Origin of the sequence: Hydrogenophaga sp. (genome assembly GCF_035481345.1) — a bacterium.
Lineage (GTDB): Bacteria > Pseudomonadota > Gammaproteobacteria > Burkholderiales > Burkholderiaceae_C > Hydrogenophaga.
In genome coordinates, this window is record NZ_DATIGV010000106.1 from 21,727 (window position 1) to 43,510 (window position 21,784).

The following is a 21,784-nucleotide window of genomic DNA, read 5'->3' on the forward strand; positions in this document are numbered from 1 at the left end:
GCAGGAGAAAACATATTAAGTGCGTTTCATGGTGCTAGCCTGCCGGCACGATGAACCCGCCCCACGACACCCGCGCGCTCATCCCCATCCGCCCGCTGGACCGGCAGGCGCGTGGGGCCGTACGCCGCACCCCCAAGGGCCGCCAGGTGGCGCCCGCCGCGCGCGAGCGCGTGGCCGCGCTGTGCGCGGATCTGGCGCCGCGCGCCGACCTCCTGATCGAGCACCTGCATTGCCTCAACGACGCCGAGGGCGCGCTGCGCCGGGGGCACCTGGCCGCGCTGGCCGAGCGGCTGCGCCTGAGCCAGGTCGAGGTCTACGAGGTCGCGAGCTTCTACCACCACTTCCACGTGGTGGACGACGACGCGGCCGTGGCCACCACCACCGTGCGCGTGTGCACCAGCCTGGCTTGCGCCATGGCCGGCGGAGAGGGGCTGTTGACCCGCACCCGCGAGGCGCTCGCCAGCCGCACTGAGGTGGCGGTGGAAGAAGCGCCCTGCATCGGTCAGTGCCACCAGGCGCCCGCGGCCTGCGTGGGACAGCGGCAGTTGCCTCAGGCCACGGCCGAGTCGATTGCCGACCACGTGGCGCGCGGCGAGACCGGTGCGCGCCAATTGCCTGAGCCGCTGCCCAACGACCTGACGCAGCTGCAGCGCCTGCTGGCGGGCGAGCTCACGCCCGATGGCGTCATCGCCGAACTCAAGGCCGCCAACCTGCGCGGCCTGGGCGGCGCGGGCTTTCCCGCCTGGCGCAAGTGGGACACCGTGCGCGCGCAACCCGGCCCGCGCCATGGTGTGGTCAACATCGACGAGGGAGAGGTCGGCACGTTCAAGGATTGGCAGGTGCTCAGCACGGGCGCGTCGCAGGTGCTCGAAGGCCTGCTGATCGCCGCCGAGGTGGTGGGGCTGGACCATGTGTGGCTCTACCTGCGCGACGAGTACCACGACCTGCGGCCGAGGCTGCAGCGCGAGATCGACGCCCTGGCGCCGCGCCTGCAGGCCCTGAAGGCGCGCTTCCCGACATACCAGCCGCCGCGCATCGAGCTGCGGCGCGGCGCGGGCGCCTACATCTGCGGGGAGGAATCCGCGCTCATCGAATCCATCGAAGGCAAGCGCGGCCTGCCGCGTTTGAAGCCACCCATCGTCGCCATGAACGGCGTGTTCGGCCGCCCGACGCTGGCGCACAACCTGGAGACGCTGTGGTGGGTGCCCGCGCTGCTGGAGCAGGGCGGGGCGGCCTGGTCCGCGCTGGGCCGGCGCGGGCGCCACGGGCTGCGGCGCTTCTCGGTGTCGGGGCGCGTGAACCGGCCCGGCGTGCACCTCGCGCCAGCGGGCATCACGCTGCGCGAGCTCATCGACGAACACTGCGGCGGCATGGCCGAGGGCCACACGCTGCACGCCTATTTGCCCGGCGGCGCCTCGGGCGGCATCCTGCCGGCCGCCCTGGCCGACGTGCCGCTGGACTTCGACACGCTCGCCGAGCACGGCGCCTTCGTGGGCTCCATGGCCGTGGTGGTGATGAGCCAGCACGACAGCACGCGCGACGCCGCGCTCAACCTCATGCGCTTCTTCGAGATGGAGTCCTGCGGCCAGTGCACGCCCTGCCGCGCCGGCACGGGCCAACTGGTGCGCCTGATGCAGGCGCCGCGCTGGGACGCCGAGCGCATGGACGAACTCTCGGCCGTGATGCGCGAGGCCAGCATCTGCGGCCTGGGCCAGGCCGCGCCCAACCCGGTGGACAGCGTGCGCCGCTTCTTCCCGACGGAGGTGGGCCTGTGAACACGAACGACCTGCCGCGCGAAGCGGCGCCGATCGCCTTCACGCTCGACGGCCGCGCGGTGGAAGCCGCGCCCGGCGAGACCCTGCTGAGCGCCGCCGAACGCGCGGGCGTGGTGTTGCCGCGCCTGTGCGCCAGCGAGGGTCTGCGCCCGGCGGGCAACTGCCGCGCCTGCGTGGTCGAGATCGAGGGCGAGCGTGTGCTCGCGCCCTCGTGCTGCCGCGCGCCGACGGCGGGCATGGTGGTCAGGAGCGACACGCCGCGCGCCGTGAACGCGCGCCGCACGGTGCTTGAACTGTTGTTGGCCGACGCGCCCACGACCAATGCGCTCAAGCACGACAGCGAACTCGCGCACTGGGCACGCGCGAGCGGCGCGCGAGAGCGCCGCTTTGCCCTGCGCCAGGTGGTCGGCGACGACCACTCCCACCCGGCCATGACCGTCAACCGCGACGCCTGCATCCAGTGCACGCGTTGCATCCGCGCTTGCCGCGAGACGCAGGGCAACGACGTGCTGGGCCTGGCCTTTCGCGGCGGCCACGCGCAGATCGTGTTCGACCAGAACGACCCCATGGGATCGAGCACCTGCGTGGCCTGCGGCGAGTGCGTGCAGGCCTGCCCCACGGGCGCCATCGCGCCGGCCAACGGCGCCTTCGCCAGGCCATCGCTCAAGCAGGTGGATTCGGTCTGCCCCTTCTGCGGCGTGGGCTGCCAGTTGCGCTACCACGTCGATCAGAACGACCGCATCGCGCACGTCGAAGGCATAGCCGGCCCGGCCAACGAAGGCCGCCTGTGCGTCAAGGGCCGCTTCGGCTTCGACTACGCGCACAGCCCCGAGCGCCTCACGCGCCCCCTGATCCGCCGCGCCGACGCGCCCAAGGACCCGGCGGCCATCGAACGGCGCGACTGGAAGGAGCTGTTCCGCGAGGCCAGCTGGGACGAGGCGCTGGACGCCGCCGCCGCCGGCTTCCGCGCCGCGCTCACGGCCACCGCCGCGCGCGGCCGCGCGAGCCCGGTCGCGGGCTTCGGCTCGGCCAAGGGCACCAACGAAGAGGCCTACCTGTTCCAGAAGCTGGTGCGCACGGCCTTCGGCACCCACAACGTGGACCACTGCACCCGCCTGTGCCACGCCTCCAGCGTGGCCGCGCTCATGGAGGGCCTGGGCTCGGCCGTGGTGAGCAACCCGCTGCGCGACGTGGCGCACGCCGACCTGGTGCTGCTGATCGGCGCCAACCCCGCGCAGAACCACCCGGTGGGCGCCACCTGGATCAAGAACGCCCTGCGCGCCGGCACGCGGCTGGTGCTGGCCGACCCGCGCCGCACCGAACTCGCGCGCCACGCCTGGCGCTACCTGGGCTTTGCGCCCGGCAGCGACGTGGCGCTGCTCAACGCCATGCTGCACGTCATCGTCAGCGAGGGCCTGGGCGACCCCGCCTACATCGCCGCGCACACGCGCGACTTCGACGCGATCAAGAACCACGTGACGGCCTTCACGCCCGAGGCCATGGCGCCGGTCTGCGGCATCGACGCCGACACGATCCGCGAAGTGGCGCGCGCCTTCGCCACCGCGAAGAGCGCCATGATCCTGTGGGGCATGGGTGTGAGCCAGCACGCGCACGGCACCGAGAACGCGCGCGCGCTGATCGCGCTCTCGCTCATCACGGGCCAGATCGGCCGCCCCGGCACCGGCCTGCACCCCTTGCGCGGCCAGAACAACGTGCAAGGCGCCAGCGACGCCGGCCTCATCCCCATGGTGCTGCCCGACTACGCCCGCGTGGGCGACGTGGCCGCGCGCGAACGCGCCGAGGCGCTGTGGCACCTGGCGCCCGGCACCCTGGGCGCCGAGCCCGGCCTCACCGTGGTCGAGATCATCGACGCGGCGTACCGCGGCGACATCACCGCCATGCTGGTCCAGGGCGAGAACCCCGCCATGAGCGACCCCGACGCCGCGCACGCGCGCCAAGCGCTCGCGGGACTGAAGCACCTGGTGGTGCAGGACATCTTCCTGACCGAGACCGCTGCGCTGGCCGACGTGGTGTTGCCCGCCACCGCCTGGCCCGAGAAGACCGGCAGCGTGACCAACACCGATCGCTGCGTGCAACTGGGCCGCAAGGCCGTGGGCTCGCCCGGCGAGGCGCGCGCCGACGCCTGGATCACCGAGCAACTCGCGGTGCGTCTGGGCCTCGGTTGGGCCTACGGCATCGCGCCCGACGGCTCGGGCAGCGGCGATGGCGCGCAGGGCATCGGCGCGGTGTACGAAGAGATGCGCGCGCTCATGCCCAGCATCGCGGGCCTGCCCTGGCCGCGCCTGTGGCGCGAGGGTGCGGTGACCTACCCCGTGCGCGACGAGCAGGACCCCGGCCAACCGGTGGTCTTCACCCACGGCTTCCCCATGCCCGAGGGCCGCGCGCGCCTGGTGCCCGCCGCCTTGGTGCCACCGGCCGAGGCGCCCGATGCCGCGTACCCGCTGGTGCTCATCACCGGCCGGCAACTGGAGCACTGGCACACCGGCAGCATGACGCGCCGCAGCGTGGTGCTCGACGCGATCGAGCCGGGCCCGGTGGTGAGCCTGCACCCCGCCACGGCCGAGCGCCTGGGGCTGAGCGCGGGCGCGCTCGCGCAGGTGAGTTCGCGGCGCGGCACCATTGCCTTGCCGGTGCGCATCGACGACGGCATGCCGTCCGACACCGCCTTCGTGCCCTTCGCTTACGCGGAGGCCGCGGCCAACCTGCTCACCAACCCGGCGCTGGACCCGCTGGGCAAGATCGCCGAACTCAAGTACTGTGCGGTGGACGTGCGGCCCGCGGCCGCGCAGGCAGCCACTTCCTGATCTGCCTCAAGCCGCGGGTCGTGACCCTGGCCCATCATGGGCCATCGATCACCCACAGCAGGAGGCCCGCATGTTCAAGAAGATCCTCGTCCCCACCGACGGCTCCGATGTCGGACACCAGGCCGCCGCCACGGCGGCGCAAATGGCCCGGGAGGCGGGCGGTCAGGTCGTCGGTGTGTACGTCATCGACCCGTTCCCCTACATCGGCATCGGCGACGCCTCCGCCGTGGGCCTGCAGGCCTACCTGAGCGACGCCAAGCGCGTGGCGGGCGAAGCGCTGGAGGGCGTGGCCAGCGCCTGCCGCGCCCAGAACGTGCCCTTCGCGGGCGACACCATCGAGCGCAACCTGGTGTGGGAGGGCATCCTGGAGACCGCCAAGGCCGAGGGTTGCGACCTGATCGTGATGGGCTCGCACGGCCGCCAGGGCGTCAAGGCGCTCATCCTCGGCAGCGTCGCGCAGAAGGTGCTGACGCATGCGCACGTGCCGGTGCTGATCGTGAAGGCTTGAGGGGCAGCCGGCCCGCGGGGTCCGGCATTGCCCTCATTGCACGGACGCCTGGTTCGCGAGCCGGTCTCGCAGCTTGCGGTGGACCGCGGCGACGCGATCGGCGTTGGCCGTCAGTTGTCGCTGGTGCTTGGGCTTGTTGTGCTGCGCAGCAGGTCCGCTGCCTGCACCAATCGCAACTGCGTCAAGGTCTTTCTCATGCCGCGCGCGGCGCGATCGGCCTGGGCCTACTTCGTGTCCTGCGTCCGATCGAGCGGGGCGGTGCCGACCGGACGGCCCCCCTTGCGCCGAGTGGGCGCACCGCCTTGCGCCCTCGGTGTCGGCGGATCGCTGGGCACGTGGAGGATCTCGGAGGGGATGATCACGGCGGTGGACGGGTGGCGAGTGGCTTGGGTCCTGTGCTTGCCTGTCGGTGCCTGCAGGCCGGGGGTGTGTTTGTCGGTCCTGACCCGCAACCCCTCGCCCGACGGCGGGGTGTCGCCCGAGGGGCGGGCCTTCCCGCGCGTGCTCTTGAGCATCTCTTCGAGCATGTCGATGGCCTGTTCGTAGTCCTGGCGCCGGGGAGTCCCTTCGTCGAGTGCATCGGCCGCCGAGCGGAGAACACCGATCCGCCGTTGCCACACCCGGCGCCATTCGTCCTTGGCCTCAAGGGGGACTTTCTGGTGGAAGTACCGGATGGCCTCGCCGATGCGCTGCTTCTTTTCCGTCACCGTGAATCGCTGGTTGTCGTCCGACAGGAAGCCCATGGTGACGAGGTCGTTGCGGATCGTCTTCAAATCGAGCGGGTCATTGGCGCCGGAGTCGCCGCCCGACGAACTGGAGATCAGGGTGGTCGAGGATGAGGCGCTCGTCTCGTCCGAGTTGTCCTGCGCCTGCAGGTACAGATCCTCCAATTCGTTCAATGACGACTGCAGGGCCCGCTTGAGCTCGTCCTCGTTGAGCTCGCTGTTGGAATCCAGGATCGACGTGAAGATTTCTTGGATGTTGGCCGCCTTGACCTGGGACCAGGCGTCTTCCAGGACGTGGATGGTCTTGTTGAACGGCATGTCGGGAATTGGCGCCACCACGAATGGCTTGCCGTCGGCGTGCCCACCGGGCGCCGCGGCGGGTCCGAACACCGGCGACAGGATGTGCCAGACGATGGCTTTCGCGCGCTCGGCGACGCTCGGCTGGTGTTCCTGCGGAATGGGCTCGGCCAACAGGGTGCCGTAGTCGTCTACCACCGCTTTCAGGCGGGCCACGTTCAGCGTGAAGAGGCCGTGGCGCGAGCGGATGGATGTGCCCGCGATGTCCTGCTGACCGTCCAGCTTGAACTCCAGGCGCCAGTCGTTCTTCTTCTTGATGTTCTTCTTGTTGCTGTAAGCCAGCAGGATGCCGACCAGGTTGCTCACCAGCGTGAACAGGTTGACGGCGGCCTTCACCGCCGTGCCATGCCAGAGCAACTGGCCCGAGACCTCCATGGCCCCCGTGGTGCCGACCGACAGCAGCTTGGTGAGTGCCGGCAGGAGCGAACCCCCGAAGGGGTGGAGGGCGACGGCCTTCTGGGAGGTCTGGAACGCCCCCACCATGCTGTTGCTTTCGGCGCTGCCCTTCTTGTGGCCGAGCGCGATGGAATGGGCCTGCGCTTCTTCGAAATCCGGTGACGTGGACAGGTCGCCGCTCAGGTACATCTGGAAGCGCATCACGGCGTAACGCAGGGCGCCTTCGACGATCTTCTGGGAATGGGGCGGCAGGGTGGAGTGCGGCCCCAGCAGGGCCTTCACGTTCTTGCTCTTGGCGTGCTCGCAGTTCAACAGGTTGTTCTCGTACAGCGCCAGGATGAATTCCATGGACTCGCGGGTGTGCTCTGGCAGTTGCATCGAGACGCCCAGGTGGTGAATGAACTGCTTTCTGTGGTCCATCGACGCACATTGTTCGAAGGCCCGCGAGAGCGCACGGTAGGTGCGTGGCACGGTGACGGTCTCGCCGTTGACGGTGAGTTTGACCCGATGCGCCCGGTGCTCGTCCCGCGTGCTCGGGTCGACGGCATAGGCCAGCATGGCTTCCCGGTAGATGGCCCCGTCGTACTCGAGGGTCAAGCGGAGGTGTTCGAACTGCTGCCCGATGTTGCCTTTGGTGGCGTTCTTGAGCTTCTGTTCGCTGAGCAGGCCGTCGGTGCCGAGCAGGTGGCCGACCGAGAGGGGGGCGAACAGCTTGGCCTTGGCCACCTCCTTGGCCAGCATGTCGCCCTTCGCCAGGTGGGTGTGGGTCAACGCATAGATCTCGGGCGTGATCCACACGGTGAACAGCAGGGCGACGTCCATGACAAAGCCGAACCCCAGGGACGACGGCGCCAGGTCGAAGGCCGTCGGGGTGAGGCCTCCCTCGAGGATGCCCTTCAAGGCCATGATGTTTGGCGTGAGTGACAGCAGGGTGATGATCGCTTGCAGAAGCGCGCGCAGCGAGCGGCTGTCGCTCAGCTCTTCCTGGAAATTGAGCCCGTCAAAGCCTTCCAGGGTGAACACCTGGGCCAGAAGCTCGATGTACTGCTGGCGAAGCGAATCGGAGATGCCCGGAACCTTGGTCAGCAGTTCGTCCCGGCGGTGACCTTTGGTGAAGGGGAGGGGGGCGTCTTTCGGGTCTGGTGGGCCGCTGGGCGCCGCCTCCGCGGTCCTGCCGTCATCGACCACGACCTCGACCTCGTCCTGAGACTCAGCCTCAGTCTTGGCCCCCTTGTCTTTCTTCGAGGCGGCGGTGAGTTCGTCGCACAAGTGACCGTAGAACGCATACTGCCGCAGAACGTACGTGATGGCTTTGCGAGAGCGTGCATAGCAGGCGTTGGGCGTGTCCTTCACCGCCAGCATGGCTTGCAAGCGTTCCATGTCCCCCATGGCGTCGCGCACGGCCTTTTCCTCCGGCGTCAACGTGCCTTGCTGCGCTTGCATCTGCTCACGGTACTTGCTGGCCAGCAGCTGCATCTTGGTTTCGCACCGGCGCATGGCCGTCCTGAGCCATGACAGCTGCGCCTTCTGCACCTTGTCGTCGCCGCTTCGGATGGCCTTGATGCAGTCCGCCACCACGTCGAGGTCCCGTTGGACCGAGCGCGTGGAGCGAAATGCATGCTCTTCTTCCTTGCCCGTCGTGGGATTGACCGTCTTCCACTGGTTGGAGGGGACATTGAGGACGAAGTACGCCTGCTTCGAGTTCTGCTCGCCCACCTGCGGACTCTGGAAATGGGCGTTGTCCACCACGGATCGCAGCAAGGCACCGGCTTGCCATGGGACGTAGAGGGCCAGATCGAGGACCCACCGCAGGTACTGAAGGGGCATGTGGTAGTCGATCGAGGTCTTGGCCTTGACCACCTGGTGCAGGACCGACCACACCATCCGCGCCTTGTTGGGGTTGGTCGCCGTGCGAAAGGCGTTGATGGAGGCCTGCACGTACGCATACCCGCTCTCCACGCTCGCCACCCGTGTTTCCAGTGTCCAGCCCTTCTCGTCGGCCAGGCGGAAGAGGACCAGGGCCGCGGTGGCCAGTTCGTCGGCCGCCTTGTGCATGTCCACGATGCTGAGTTCACCGGCGTTCTTGGCCCGGTGGAACGCTTGCTGTCGAGCGATGAAATCGAGCAGGCGGTGCTTGAACTTGGGGTCGTTCTTCAGCATGTCGACCCAGAAGTTCTGTTCCTGGGCGATCGCATTCTTGTAGGCCTCGATCTGGGCGGGGGTCAGTGGGCGCCATGGCGCCGATGTGGCAAGGTCAGCGTCGTTCTTCAGTAGCTGCAGCGAGGCGGCAATGATTCCCCCGGCGGTCTTGAGGACGGGGTGTTGCGCCGTTTGGCTGGCTCCATGGGTCGATCGATTCCGGAGGTCGGCCGCGGTCGTGAACAGGCTTGGCAGGGTCGGTAGATGCGAGAGGCAGTTTTTGAGCATGGGGATCCGTGGCGTCAAGAAGGTGAGGAAGCTTTCAGGCCCTTAGGAAGACCGTGCCGCGGGTCGCCGCGGCGGTCAGCACCGGGCAGCCGGCCGGTGTCGGCCGGTCCAGGAGGCGGCGTTCGCGCCAGAGTGACGCCAGCTGAGCTCCCGAGACAATGGCGTGCACGAGCTCGTCCAGCGTGTCGCGCTCGAGGTGGATGGGTGTGCACAGCCACACCTCGCCGCTGGTGCCGTCAAGGCAGAAGCCCGCGGGCATGGCGACACTGGCCTGGAAGTTGGTGCTCAGCAGGCGCTGGAGCGCCTCGCTGGCCCTGTGCTGGGGCGCGTGGCCGAAGCGGCATTCGACGAGGGCAGCGGCGGCCTGCCGCTCGCTGATGCGGCTGTGGGTGATGCGAAACGCCTGGTCGCCCAGGTTGAATGCGATGGCCAGGTGCTCGGCCTCCATGGCCCGCTTGCGGTGGGTGCGTGGGACAAAGGTCAACAACGGCAGGACCTCGGGCAAGGCATCGAGCCAGGCCAGCAGGCGTTGTCGATAAGGGTGCGTCGGCATGGCGTCGCCGTGATACGCGGCTTCAGGCCGATGAAGCGTGTGAGGCCTGGCGCCACCCAGCGAGGTGCGCCGCGATATCGCCGAGGTCGCGCAGCAGGCCCGTACCGTCCATGTCGCCCAGGGAGCGGTGGGCGCTGAACACGAGTTCTTCACGGGACTCGTCCCACCCGAAAGCACCGGCTTGTTGCCGGCACAGCGCGAGGTTCGCGGCCAGCGCCGCCCTCCAGAGCGCGTCCTGTGGCGTGCCAGGGAGTGGCCCCAGCCGGCCCTGCAGGACGATGCGGTCACCGGTCTCGTCGTCGATGTCCGGGTGCAGGGCATCGAAGCGCATGCCGTCGACCCACAGGCTGAGCTGCAAAGCCTGATGGGCATCTGCGTGGTGGATGGGTTCCGCTTCGCCGCGCGCGCGGCACAGCTCCGCCGCGAGATCGACGAATCGATCCCGCCAGGTGGGGGATAAGGGCATATCTGCCTCCGCTGGGTGTTTCGGTAGGGGAATGGCCTTCTGACCGAGGCCTTCGCGCCGAGTGCGCGCGGATCTGTGTAGGCCGCCCACCCGCAGGTTCCGTTTTGGTGCATGACATCGGGTTGGTGCTTAGGTCCTATGGCCTTGGCCATTGGGATGACTTCTCGGGCGCCGCGCGCCACGCGACCATGCAGGCCTCGCGCGCACCGGCCCTGGGCCTTTGCGCCCATCGCTCGGTGTGTTCAAGGGAGGCGCCATGCGTCGGGATCGATTCATCAAAGTCCTGGGCGCGACCCTGGCCGGCGCGTGTTGGTCCACGTGGGCCGACAGCCCGCCGAACCGGCTCTCGCTGCTGATCCCCGCGAGCGCGGGCGGCGGCTGGGACGCCACGGGCCGCGCACTCGGCGCGGCGATGCTGCAGACCGGGCGCTACCGCGAAGTGGCCTATCAGAACAAGGGCGGCGCCGCGGGCACGCTGGGCCTGGCACAGTTCCTCGAGCAATCGGTGCGCGACCCGAACGCCTTGCTGGTCATGGGCGCGGTCATGGTCGGAGGCCTGGTGTCGAGCAAGTCGCCACTGCGGCTGCAGCAGGCCACGCCGGTAGCGCGCCTCACCAGCGAGTACAGCGTGTTCGCGGTCGCGGCGGGCTCGGCCTTCGCGTCGATGGAGGACGTGGCCGACGCGCTGCACGAATCGCCCACGCGCGTGCGCTTCGGTGGTGGCTCCAAGGGCTCGACCGAGCACATCGCGACCGCGATGTTCGCGCGCAGCGTGCACGTGGCGCCGCGCGGCTTGGTCTACCAGCCGCACGCGGGCGGTGCCGAGGCCGTGGCCACGCTGCTGCGCGGCGGCATCGACGTGGTCGGCAGTGGCTACGGCGAGCTTGCGCCCGAACTCGCGAGCGGCAGGCTGCGCCTGCTGGGCATCAGCTCGCAGCGCCGCGTGCCCATGCTGCCCATGCTGCCCACGCTCAAGGAGCAGGGCTTCGACGTGATCATCGGCAACTGGCGCGGCGTGTATGGCGCGCCGGGCATCTCACCCGCTCAGCGCGACGCCCTGATCGCAGCAGTGGGAGAGGCGGTCAAGCAGCCCGCCTGGCGCCAGGCCATCGAACGCCACGGCTGGACGTCCTCGTTCACCACGGGGAAGGACTTCGGCGCCTTCGTCGAGTTCGAGTTTGCGGCGATGAGCGCGATCATGTACCTCTCGGGCATGTTGTAGCCCGCGGCCCCAGGGGCCTTCAGGCGGTCGGGCGCGTGACGGTGCCAAGCCGCGTCAGCTCTGGCGCGTCGCCTATTTGTCTCCTTTTGTAAGGGCGCGCGACTCTGTGCGGATGCTCCCCCGGGGCACCAGTGTGGAAATGACGCAGGGCGCGGCAGCGGACACGGACGGTCCCTAGAATCTTCCGCTTCCCGCTCAGGAGCCCCCCGCATGTCCGACGATCACCGCCCCGACCACGCCCACCAGGCCGAACCCGACGAACGGGCGGCCGACGACGGGGCCGCCGAGGGCCTGATCCGCATCCGCGGGGCGCGGCAGCACAACCTCAAGGGCCTGGACCTGGACATCCGCACCGGTGAGCTGACGGTGGTGACCGGGCCCAGCGGCTCGGGTAAGTCCAGCCTGGTGTTCGACACCCTGTTCGCCGAGGGGCAGCGGCGCTATGTCGAGACCTTCAGCGCCTACGCGCGCCAGTTCCTGGACCGCATGGACAAGCCGGCCGTGGACCGCGTGGAGGGCGTGCCGCCCGCGATCGCCATCGACCAGACCAACCCGGTGCGGTCCTCGCGCTCCACCGTGGGCACCATGACGGAGCTCAACGACCACCTGAAGCTGCTGTTCGCGCGCGGCGCCGAGCTGTTCGACCGCGAGACCGCGCTGCCGGTGCGGCACGACTCGCCCGAGACCATCGCGGCCGAGTTGCGGCGGCGGGCGGCCGAACGGGACGATCCCCGACTGGTGCTGACCTTCCCGGTGGAATTGCCCGCCAACACCACGCCCGAGGAGATCGAGCAGTGGCTCTCGGCCAGTGGCTACACCCGCGTGCAGGCCGAGCGCACCGTGCAGCGCGAGGTGAAGGACGAGGCGCCCGCCAAGGGCAAGAAGGCCAAGCCTGCGATCGAGGCCGTGAAACTGCTCGACGTGGTGGCCGACCGCTTCCGCATCGCCGGGGCCGAGCCGGCGCGCGTGATGGAGGCCATCGAGACCGGTCTCAAGCGCGGTGGTGGCCGGCTCACGGTGTACGCGCTGAAGGACGAGGGCGAGGCGGAGATCTGGAAATTCTCCACCGGGCTGCACTGCCCCGAGAGCGACATCCGCTACACCGAGCCCACGCCCTCGATGTTCTCGTTCAACTCGCCCGTGGGCGCCTGCGACACCTGCCGCGGTTTCGGCCGCGTGATCGGCGTGGACTACGGCCTCGTGATTCCGAACGAAAAGCTCACGCTGCGCAACGGCGCCATCAAGGTGTTCCAGACGCCCGCGTGGAAGGAGTGCCAGGACGACCTGATGCGCCACGCCGAGGCGGCGGGCATTCCGCGCGACACGCCCTGGGCCAAGCTCACGCCCGAGCAGCAGGCCTGGGTGAAGAACGGCTCGCCGCAGTGGAATGGCAAGTGGAACCAGCACTGGTACGGCGTGGGCCGCTTCTTCGAGTACCTGGAGAGCAAGGCCTACAAGATGCACATCCGCGTGCTCTTGTCCAAGTACCGCAGCTACACCGAATGCCCCGTGTGCCGGGGCGCGCGCCTCAAGACGGACAGCCTGCTGTGGCGTGTGGGCACCCGCGCGCAGGCCGACGCGGTGCTGGAGCCCGCGAAGCGCTACCTGCCCGCTGGCGTGGCCTGGTCGCGCGCGCAACTGGAGGCGTTGCCCGGCCTGTGCCTGCACGACCTGATGCTCATGCCGCTGACGGACCTGCGGCGCTTCTTCGACTCCATCGCGCCCGCGCAGGCGGGCAGCTCCGGCGAGCAGCAGGCGCTCAAGCTGCTGCTGGAAGAAATCAACACCCGCATCCGCTACCTCTGCGAGGTCGGCATCGGCTACCTCACGCTGGACCGCCAGAGCCGCACGCTCAGCGGCGGCGAGGTGCAGCGCATCAACCTCACCACCGCGCTGGGCACCTCGCTGGTGAACACCCTGTTCGTGCTCGACGAGCCCAGCATCGGCCTGCACCCGCGCGACATGGCGCGCATCGTGGACGCGATGAAGCGCCTGCGCGACGCCGGCAACACCCTGGTGGTGGTGGAGCACGACCCGGCCGTGATGCTCGCGGCCGACCGCCTCATCGACATGGGCCCGGGCCCCGGCGAGCGCGGCGGCAGCATCGTGTTCGACGGCACGCCCGAGCAGATCCGCGCGGCCGACACGCTCACCGGCGCCTACCTCGGCGCGCGCAAGACCATCGGCATGGGCTTCAAGCGGGCAGTGACGGACAGCACGCCGCGCCTCATCCTCGAAGGCGCGAGCGAGCACAACCTGAAGAACGTGTCGGTGGAGTTCCCGCTGCAGCGCCTGGTGGTGGTGACGGGTGTCTCGGGCTCGGGCAAGTCCACGCTGATCCAGGACGTGCTGGCGCCCGCGCTGATGCGCCACTTCGGCCAGAGCACCGAATCGCCCGGCGCTCACGACCGCCTGCTCGGCGCCGAGCAACTGGCCGACGTGGTCTTCGTCGACCAGTCGCCCATCGGCAAGACGGCGCGCTCCAACCCGGTGAGCTACGTGGGCGCCTGGGACGCCATTCGCGCCCTGTTCGCCGACGCGCCGCTGTCGCGCCAGCGCAGCTACACGCCGGCCAAGTTCAGCTTCAACAGCGGCGACGGGCGCTGTCCCACCTGCGGCGGCTCCGGCTTCGAGCACGTGGAGATGCAGTTCCTCTCCGACGTCTACCTGCGCTGCCCCGACTGCGACGGCAAGCGCTACCGGCCCGAGATCTTGGAGGTGAAGATCGACCGCGGGCAGCGCATGCTCAACGTGGCCGACGTGCTCGACCTCACGGTCAACGAAGCCGCGCACCTGTTCGCGAACGACCGCGAGGTCATTCGTGCGCTGCAGCCCATCGTGGACGTGGGCCTGGAGTACGTGAAGCTCGGCCAGCCCGTGCCCACGCTGTCGGGCGGCGAGGCGCAGCGCTTGAAGCTCGCGGGCTTCCTCGCCGAAGCGGCCAGGTCCGCGAGCGCCAGCCGCCAATCGGTGGCGCGCAAGGGCACGCTCTTCCTGTTCGACGAGCCCACCACCGGCCTGCACTTCGACGACATCGCCAAGCTCATGCGCTCGCTGCGCAAGCTGCTGGACGCGGGGCACTCGCTGGTGGTGATCGAGCACAACCTCGACGTGATCCGCGCGGCCGACTGGCTCATCGACCTGGGCCCCGAAGGCGGCGCGGGCGGCGGCACGGTGGTGGCCGAAGGCCCGCCGGAGCAGGTGCGCGAACACCCCAGCAGCCACACCGCGCTGGCCCTGCGCGAGTACGCGATGGCCATGGACCAGGTGCACGCGGTCAACGAGCGGCCGGCCGTGTCGTACGGTGCGCGCGCGGCCAAGCGGCGCGGCCCGCACGACGAGGCCATCCGCATCGTCAACGCCAAGGAGCACAACCTCAAGCAGCTCAGCGTGAACATCCCGCGCGGCAAGTTCAACGTCATCTCGGGCGTCAGCGGCTCGGGCAAGAGCACGCTGGCCTTCGACATCCTGTTCAACGAAGGCCAGCGCCGCTACCTGGAAAGCCTCAACGCCTACGCGCGCAGCATCGTGCAGCCCGCGGGCCGGCCCGAGGTGGACGCGGTCTACGGCATTCCGCCCACGGTGGCCATCGAGCAGCGACTCTCGCGCGGCGGGCGCAAGAGCACGGTGGGCACCACCACCGAGGTCTGGCACTTCCTGCGCCTGCTCTACGTGAAGCTGGGCACGCAGCACTGCGTGCACGACGGCGCGGCCGTGAAACCCCAGAGCCCCGACAGCATCGCCGCCGCCATCCTGCGCAAGCACGCGGGGCGGCACGTGGGCCTGCTCGCGCCGCTGGTGGTCAACCGCAAGGGCGTGTACACCGAACTGGCCGACTGGGCGCGCCCGCGCGGCCACAGCCACCTGCGCGTGGACGGCGAGTTCCTGCCCACCACGGGCTTTCCGCGCATCGATCGCTTCAAGGAACACACCATTGAACTGCCGGTGGCCGACTTCGTGGTCGACCCCGCCAACGAGGGCCACCTGCGCAGCGAACTGGCGAAGGCGCTGGAGCACGGCAAGGGCATCCTGCACCTGTTGCACCCGCTGGACGGGTTGAAGGACGCCATCGCCGATGGCCGCTCCACGCGCGAGATCGGCGCGGTGGAGGTGTTCAGCACCGCGCGCGCCTGCCCGGTGTGCAGCACCAGCTACCCCGAGCTGGACCCGCGCCTGTTCTCCTACAACAGCAAGCACGGCTGGTGCCCCGACTGCGTGGGCACGGGCACCCAGCTCTCGCGCGAGCAGCGCAAGGCGCTGGACGATTCGGTGCGTGACGCGGACGAGAAAGGCCGCGAGCAGAGCTTCGCCGAGCCCGAGGTGGAGGGCGTGGGCAATGAGGTCTGCCCCACGTGTGAAGGCACGCGCCTGAACGCGCAGGCGCGTGCGGTGCGGTTTGGCGGGGTGGCCATCACCGACATCGCGCGCTTGTCCGTCAGTGAGGTGCGGCGCTGGGTGCGTGAACTCATGGATGGCAGTGGTTTGTCCGGCCGCGAGGCCGACATCGCGCGCGACCTGCTGCCCGAGATCGAAAGCCGCCTGGCCTTTCTGGAGCAGGTGGGCCTGAACTACCTCACGCTCGACCGGGGCGCGCCCACGCTCAGCGGCGGCGAGGCGCAGCGCATCCGCCTCGCGGCGCAACTGGGCAGCCACCTGCAGGGCGTGTGCTACGTGCTCGACGAGCCCACCATCGGCCTGCACCCGCGCGACAACCAGATCCTGCTCGACGCCCTGCACCAGCTCGGCGCGCAGGGCAACACCCTGGTGGTGGTGGAGCACGACGAGGACACCATCCGCCGCGCCGACCACGTGATCGACATCGGCCCCAGTGCCGGCAAGCGCGGCGGGCGCGTGGTGGCGCAGGGCACGGTGGCGGACCTGTCGGCCAACGCCGAATCGGTGACCGGGCGCTACCTGCTGCACGCCATGAAGCACCCGCTGCAGACGCGCCGCGCCGTGCGGGCCGACGAGCCCGAACTCGACCTGCGCGGTGCGGCCCTGCACAACCTGCAGAAACTGGACGTGAAGATCCCCCTCAAGCGGCTGGTGGTGGTCACCGGCGTGAGCGGCTCGGGCAAGAGCACGCTGGCCCGCGACGTGCTGCTGACCAACGTGGCCGAGGCGGTCTCCATGCGCGGCACCGCCGCCGGCAAGAAGGCCTGGGACAAGGGCGAGCGGCCCGCCTGGTCGGGCTGCGAGCGGCTGATCGGCAGCGAGGTGGTGGACCGCGTGCTCGAAGTCGACCAGACACCCATCGGCAAGACGCCGCGCTCCTGCCCCGCCACCTACATCGGCTTCTGGGACACGGTGCGCAAGCTCTTCGCCGACACGCTGGAGGCCAAGGCGCGCGGCTACGGTCCGGGCCGCTTCAGCTTCAACACCGGCGAAGGCCGTTGCCCGAGCTGCGAAGGCCAGGGCGTGCGCACCATCGAGATGAGCTTCCTGCCCGACGTGAAGGTGCCCTGCGAAACCTGCCACGGCGCGCGCTTCAACCCCGAGACGCTGGCCGTGACCTGGAAGGGCAAGAGCATCGGCGACGTGTTGCAGATGGAGGTGGACGAGGCGGTGGACTTCTTCGCGTCCATGCCCGCCATCAGCCACCCGCTGCAATTGCTCAAGGACGTGGGGCTGGGCTACCTCACGCTGGGTCAGCCCTCGCCCACCTTGAGCGGCGGCGAGGCGCAGCGCATCAAGCTCGTCACCGAGCTGAGCAAGGTGCGCGACGAGGTGGGCCGGCGCGGACAGAAGGCGCCGCACACCTTGTATGTGCTGGACGAGCCCACGGTGGGCCTGCACATGGCCGACGTGGAAAAGCTCATCCGCGTGCTGCACCGCCTGGTGGACGGCGGCCACAGCGTGGTGGTGATCGAGCACGACCTGGACGTGATGGCCGAAGCCGACTGGATCATCGACCTGGGGCCCGAGGGCGGATCGGGCGGTGGCCGCGTGGTGGCCGCAGCGGCGCCCGAGGCGGTGGTGGCGGCGGACACGCACACGGGGCGCGTGCTGGCGCCTGTGCTGGCGCGGCAGTGAGGCGGCGGCGGTGCGCGCGGGCCAGGTGATCCACATCGAGCCCGTCGCGCCGGCCAAGCCCGCATTGGGCGCGCCGTGCAACGGATGCGGCGTGTGTTGTCTGGCCGAGCCGTGCCCGCTGGGGCGCGTGATCTCGCGCAAGCGCGTGGGCGCGTGTGACGCCTTGCGCTGGGATGCGGCCTTGAGGGTCTACCGATGTGGCGCGATCACCGACGCGGCGGGTGTGCTCGGCGCGCGCTGGGCGTTTGCGGCGCCGTTGCTGCGCCGGCTGGCGCGGCGCTGGATCGCGGCCGGTGCCGGTTGCGATGCCGACCTCGATGTGGCGCCTCCGCGCGCATGATGCTTCGCCGCGTGTGCCTCCTCACCCGCGCGGTAAGGGCAGGGCGGTCTTGTAGCGCACCTGCTTCAGCGCAAAGCCCGATCGGATCTTCTCCACCTCGGGCAAGGGCGAGAGCCGGTCGAGGATGAAGCGCTCCAGCGCGCCGATGTCGGGCACCACCACACGCAGCAGGTAGTCGGAGTCGCCCGTCATCAGGTAGCACTCCATCACCTCGTCGAGGTCGGCGATGCGCTGCTCGAAGCGCGCCAGCGCCTCCTTGCTTTGCGTGGTGAGGCTGATGTTGATGAACACGTTGAGCCCCAGGCCCAGGCGGGCGGCGTCGGCCAGGGCCACGTACTGCCGGATCACGCCCGATTGTTCGAGCGCCTTCACGCGCGCCAGGCAGGGCGAGGGCGACAGCCCCACGCGCTGGGCCAGGGCCACGTTGGACAGGGAGCCGTCGTGCTGCAGCTCGTGGAGGATCCGGCGGTCGATGGCGTCCATGGTCATTTGTGCTGTTGACTTCTTGATTTGCAGAATTATCTGCCTCACATCGGGCAAATGCCGGCCATTTCAGCAGCACATGCCGGTCGCTCACGTCTAGAGTGCGCCGCCATGAACCCGCACGACCTCATCGCCTCCGACCCCGACCCGCAGGAAACCGCCGAGTGGCACGAGGCCTTCCTGTCGCTGCTGCGCACCGAAGGCCCCACGCGCGCCCGGCAGATGCTCGATGGCCTGGTGGCGCTGGCGGGGCAGCACCGCGTGGGTTGGCGGCCGAGCCTGAACACGCCCTACGTGAACACCATCGCGGCCGAGCAGCAGCCGCCGTTCCCGGGCGATCTCGCCATCGAGGAACGCCTGGCTTCGCTGATGCGCTGGAACGCGCTGGCGATGGTGGCGCGCGCCAACCAGGCCTACGGCGAACTGGGCGGCCACATCGCCAGCTACGCCAGCGCGGCCGATCTGTTCGAGACCGGTTTCAACCACTTCTTTCGCGCGCGCAGCGCCACGCACGGCGGCGACCTGGTGTTCTTCCAGCCACACAGCGCGCCCGGCGTGTACGCGCGCGCCTTCCTGGAAGGGCGCCTGAGCGAAGACGACCTGCGCCACTACCGGCAGGAGATCGTCGCGCCCGCCCACGGCGCGCGTGGGCTGTCCAGCTATCCGCACCCCTGGCTCATGCCGGACTTCTGGCAGTTCCCCACGGGCTCCATGGGCATCGGGCCGATCAGTTCGATCTACCACGCGCGCTTCATGCGCTACCTGTCGCACCGCGGCCTGCTGGACACCGGCGGCCGCACCGTGTGGGGCGTGTTCGGCGACGGCGAGATGGACGAGCCCGAGAGCATGAGCGCGCTCACGCTGGCGGCGCGCGAGAAGCTCGACAACCTGGTGTGGGTGGTCAACTGCAACCTGCAGCGGCTGGACGGCCCGGTGCGCGGCAATGACCGCATCATCGACGAGCTGGAGCGCCTGTTCGCGGGCGCGGGCTGGAACGTGATCAAGCTGCTGTGGGGCAGCGACTGGGACGGCCTGTTCGCCAGCGACCCGGGCGGCGCGCTCGCGCGGGCGCTGGGCGACACGGTGGACGGCCAGATGCAGACCTTCGCCGCCAAGGACGGCCGTTTCAACCGCGAGAACTTCTTCGGTCAGAACCCCGCGCTCGCCGCGCTGGTGCAGGGCCTGAGCGACGAGCAGATCGACCGCCTCAAGCGCGGCGGGCACGACCTGGTGAAGATCCACGCCGCCTACGCCGCCGCCGTGGCGCACCGGGGGCAGCCCACGGTGATCCTGGCGCACACCAAGAAGGGATACGGCATGGGATCGGCCGGGCAGGGCCGCATGACCACGCACAGCCAGAAGAAGCTCGACGCGGAGGACCTGCTGGCCTTTCGCGACCGCTTCGCGCTGCCGCTGAGCGACGAGCAGGCCACGGGCCTGGCCTTCTACAAGCCCGCCGAGGACAGCGCCGAGCTGCGCTACCTGCGCGAGAAGCGCGCGGCCCTGGGTGGTTCGATGCCGCGCCGAGAGACGGCGTGTGCCGTGGTGCCCGTGCCCGAGGTGAATGCCTATGCCGGCTTTGCCCTGAACGCCGCCGGCAAGGAGATGAGCACCACCATGGCCTTCGTGCGCCTGCTGGGCAACCTGCTCAAGGACGGTGCGCTGGGCCCGCGCCTCGTGCCCATCGTGGCCGATGAGGCGCGCACCTTCGGCATGGCCAACCTGTTCAAGCAGGTCGGCATCTACAGCAGCGTGGGCCAACGCTACGCGCCCGAAGACATCGGCTCGGTGCTGAGCTACCGCGAGGCCCTGGACGGGCAGATCCTGGAGGAGGGCATCAGCGAGGCCGGCGCCATTGCGAGCTGGACCGCCGCGGCCACCAGCTACAGCGTGCACGGCCTGGCGATGCTGCCCTTCTACATCTACTACTCCATGTTCGGCTTCCAGCGCGTGGGCGACGCCATCTGGGCCGCGGCCGACCAGAGCGCGCGGGGCTTCCTGCTGGGCGCTACCTCAGGCCGTACCACGCTGGGCGGCGAAGGCCTGCAGCACCAGGACGGCAGCAGCCACCTGGTGGCCGCGACCATTCCCAACTGCAAGGCGTATGACCCGGCCTTCGCGGGCGAGCTCGCGCTCATCGTCGATGCCGGCATGCGCGAGATGCTGGTGGAGCAGCGCGACGTTTTTTACTACGTCACCCTGATGAACGAGAACTACGCGCAGCCCGATCTGCCGGGCGCGGCGCGTGAGGGTGTGCTCAAGGGGGGGTACGTCGTCGGCCGCTTCGGGCCGGCGGATGGCGCGCCGATCACGCTGCTGGGCTCGGGTGCCATCCTCACCGAGGTGCTGCGCGCGGCCGACGCGCTGGCGCGGGAAGGGCACCGCGTGCACGTCTGCAGCATCACGAGCTGGAGCGAACTGGCGCGCGAGGCGCAGGCCGCCGATGCCGAAGGCCGCGCGCCGTGGTTGCACGCGATGCTGGCCGAGACCGCCGGCCCCGTGCTGGCCGCCAGCGACTACGTGCGCGCCGTGCCCGAAGCGCTGCGGGCCTGGCTGCCACCGGGCCGCGCGTACCGCACGCTGGGCACCGACGGCTTCGGCCGCAGCGACACGCGCGCCGCGTTGCGCGCGTTCTTCCAGGTGGACGCGGCGAGCATCGCCGATGCGGCGCAGGCTTACTTCCTGGGCGGGAAGTAGTCAGGCGGGAGATCGACCTCCAGCCGGATTTCAGTCATCGGGTCCCAGGGTTTGCCGATGGGTGCAGACTCTTTCAGGTACGACCTGGCCACCGCCAACTGCAGCTTTTCGTTGTCGGTGAGCGACTCCTTCGTCGCAAGCCTGCGCACCGTGTCGATGCTCAGTTGGCGAATGGCCGGGCTCGCGATGTAACCGCTCATCGCCTTGTCGACGTTCACGCTCGAATCGGGCACCGCAGGTTTTTCGGCTGGGCGGCGGCGTGGCAGCTTTCTTTTCCCTTGAGGTCGCTGCGTGGAGGTGGTGGCGTCCTCTTTGAAGCTCGGGAGCTCCAGCGTATGCGCTTCCAGCTCGATCCCCTCGTTCTCGGACGGCAAGGGGCTGCGGAACGTCTCCAGCGTGGCTTTGCGGCTTTCATGGCGCGCGTCGCGCGTTGGCGTGTTCTGCAGTGCGCGTTCGCGGTTCTGGGCTTTGCGGGCCTCGTCCAGCGCGATCAGCTTCTGACGGAATGCCTTGGTGTCGTCGACCGTGCGCTGCTCGCCGTGCTTGGGTTGCGTGTCGTGGATGTGCCGGGCGAGTTCGTCGGAGGCTTTCACCACGGAGTCGGTGTTGTTGGTGTCTCCGCTGATGGCATCACACATGTCTCTGAAGAAGTCATGAGCGATGTTCCGGTCCTTGCCGGTGACGCTGGCCTTATAGGCGCTGGGGGCCTGATGCTTGTCGATGAGCTTGGATGACAGGAACAGAAACCCGTTGCCGTCTTCTTTCACGCGGAGTGGACCATCGCTCGGTGTCTTGCTGTTCTGCTCCACGGCTGCCCGTACCTTGCCCACGTCGTCGAGTGAGGGAGCGTTCAGGTTCTGCACAGCCAGGTACTTGGCGTTGGGGGAGTTCTTGATCATGGGGTTCGATGCACGGAGGGTTGAGCGGACGCGCGATCACGCCCGCCTGAGTCGCTGTCCCCATGACGCGGTTCCTGC

12 protein-coding genes are annotated in these 21,784 nt (G+C 69.4%); 7 read left to right on the forward strand and 5 right to left on the reverse strand.

Annotated elements, in window-relative coordinates:
* Positions 1-50: 50 nt before the first annotated feature.
* The 3 genes from VLG41_RS11430 (at position 51) to VLG41_RS11440 (ending at position 5,108) form a co-directional block, all read left to right on the forward strand.
* Positions 51-1,775: an NAD(P)H-dependent oxidoreductase subunit E gene (locus VLG41_RS11430; protein ID WP_325349526.1), complete on the forward strand. Its 1,725-nt coding sequence runs from the start codon at positions 51-53 to the stop codon at positions 1,773-1,775.
* Positions 1,772-4,600 carry a molybdopterin-dependent oxidoreductase gene (locus VLG41_RS11435; RefSeq protein ID WP_325349527.1) on the forward strand — a complete coding sequence of 943 codons (2,829 nt, stop codon included), beginning with the start codon at positions 1,772-1,774 and terminating at the stop codon, positions 4,598-4,600. Before VLG41_RS11430 ends, VLG41_RS11435 begins: the two co-directional genes overlap by 4 nt.
* A gap of 70 nt (positions 4,601-4,670) precedes the next feature.
* Positions 4,671-5,108, forward strand: a complete 438-nt coding sequence (locus VLG41_RS11440; RefSeq protein ID WP_325349528.1) for a universal stress protein — start codon at positions 4,671-4,673, stop codon at positions 5,106-5,108.
* A gap of 224 nt (positions 5,109-5,332) precedes the next feature.
* Here VLG41_RS11440 and VLG41_RS11445 read toward each other — a convergent pair whose 3' ends face one another.
* Genes VLG41_RS11445 through VLG41_RS11455 form a run of 3 tightly spaced genes read right to left on the reverse strand, consistent with a single transcriptional unit; the run spans position 5,333 to position 10,032 of the window.
* Positions 5,333-9,013, reverse strand: a complete 3,681-nt coding sequence (locus tag VLG41_RS11445; RefSeq protein ID WP_325349529.1) for a hypothetical protein — start codon at positions 9,011-9,013, stop codon at positions 5,333-5,335.
* Positions 9,014-9,047: 34 nt separating this feature from the next.
* Positions 9,048-9,566 carry a CesT family type III secretion system chaperone gene (locus VLG41_RS11450; RefSeq protein ID WP_325349530.1) on the reverse strand — a complete coding sequence of 173 codons (519 nt, stop codon included), beginning with the start codon at positions 9,564-9,566 and terminating at the stop codon, positions 9,048-9,050.
* Positions 9,567-9,588: 22 nt separating this feature from the next.
* Positions 9,589-10,032, reverse strand: a complete 444-nt coding sequence (locus VLG41_RS11455; RefSeq protein ID WP_325349531.1) for a CesT family type III secretion system chaperone — start codon at positions 10,030-10,032, stop codon at positions 9,589-9,591.
* Between the two features lie 256 nt (positions 10,033-10,288).
* On the opposite strand from VLG41_RS11455, the gene VLG41_RS11460 reads away from it, so the two are divergent.
* The 3 genes from VLG41_RS11460 to VLG41_RS11470 all read left to right on the forward strand — a co-directional run bounded on the left by VLG41_RS11460 (position 10,289) and on the right by VLG41_RS11470 (position 17,627).
* The gene (locus VLG41_RS11460) at positions 10,289-11,254 is read left to right on the forward strand and encodes a Bug family tripartite tricarboxylate transporter substrate binding protein (protein WP_325349532.1); all 966 of its coding nucleotides are present in this window, start codon (positions 10,289-10,291) and stop codon (positions 11,252-11,254) included.
* Between the two features lie 210 nt (positions 11,255-11,464).
* A complete protein-coding gene (uvrA, locus tag VLG41_RS11465) occupies positions 11,465-17,287 on the forward strand; it encodes an excinuclease ABC subunit UvrA (protein WP_325349533.1) in 5,823 nt (1,940 codons plus the stop codon).
* Between the two features lie 10 nt (positions 17,288-17,297).
* A complete protein-coding gene (locus VLG41_RS11470) occupies positions 17,298-17,627 on the forward strand; it encodes a hypothetical protein (RefSeq protein WP_325349534.1) in 330 nt (109 codons plus the stop codon).
* Positions 17,628-17,648: 21 nt separating this feature from the next.
* Here VLG41_RS11470 and VLG41_RS11475 read toward each other — a convergent pair whose 3' ends face one another.
* Positions 17,649-18,116, reverse strand: coding sequence for an Lrp/AsnC family transcriptional regulator (locus VLG41_RS11475; protein WP_325349535.1), 468 nt, complete (start codon positions 18,114-18,116; stop codon positions 17,649-17,651).
* Positions 18,117-18,221: 105 nt separating this feature from the next.
* Here VLG41_RS11475 and mdeB point away from each other — a divergent pair, with 105 nt between their 5' ends.
* Entirely contained in the window at positions 18,222-20,807 is a 2,586-nt protein-coding gene (mdeB, locus tag VLG41_RS11480; RefSeq protein ID WP_325349536.1) for an alpha-ketoglutarate dehydrogenase, read from the forward strand.
* Here the strand turns inward: mdeB and VLG41_RS11485 are convergent.
* Complete coding sequence (locus VLG41_RS11485) at positions 20,786-21,706, reverse strand: hypothetical protein (protein WP_325349537.1); 921 nt, start codon at positions 21,704-21,706, stop codon at positions 20,786-20,788. The genes mdeB and VLG41_RS11485 overlap by 22 nt on opposite strands.
* Between the last annotated feature and the right edge of the window lie 78 nt (positions 21,707-21,784).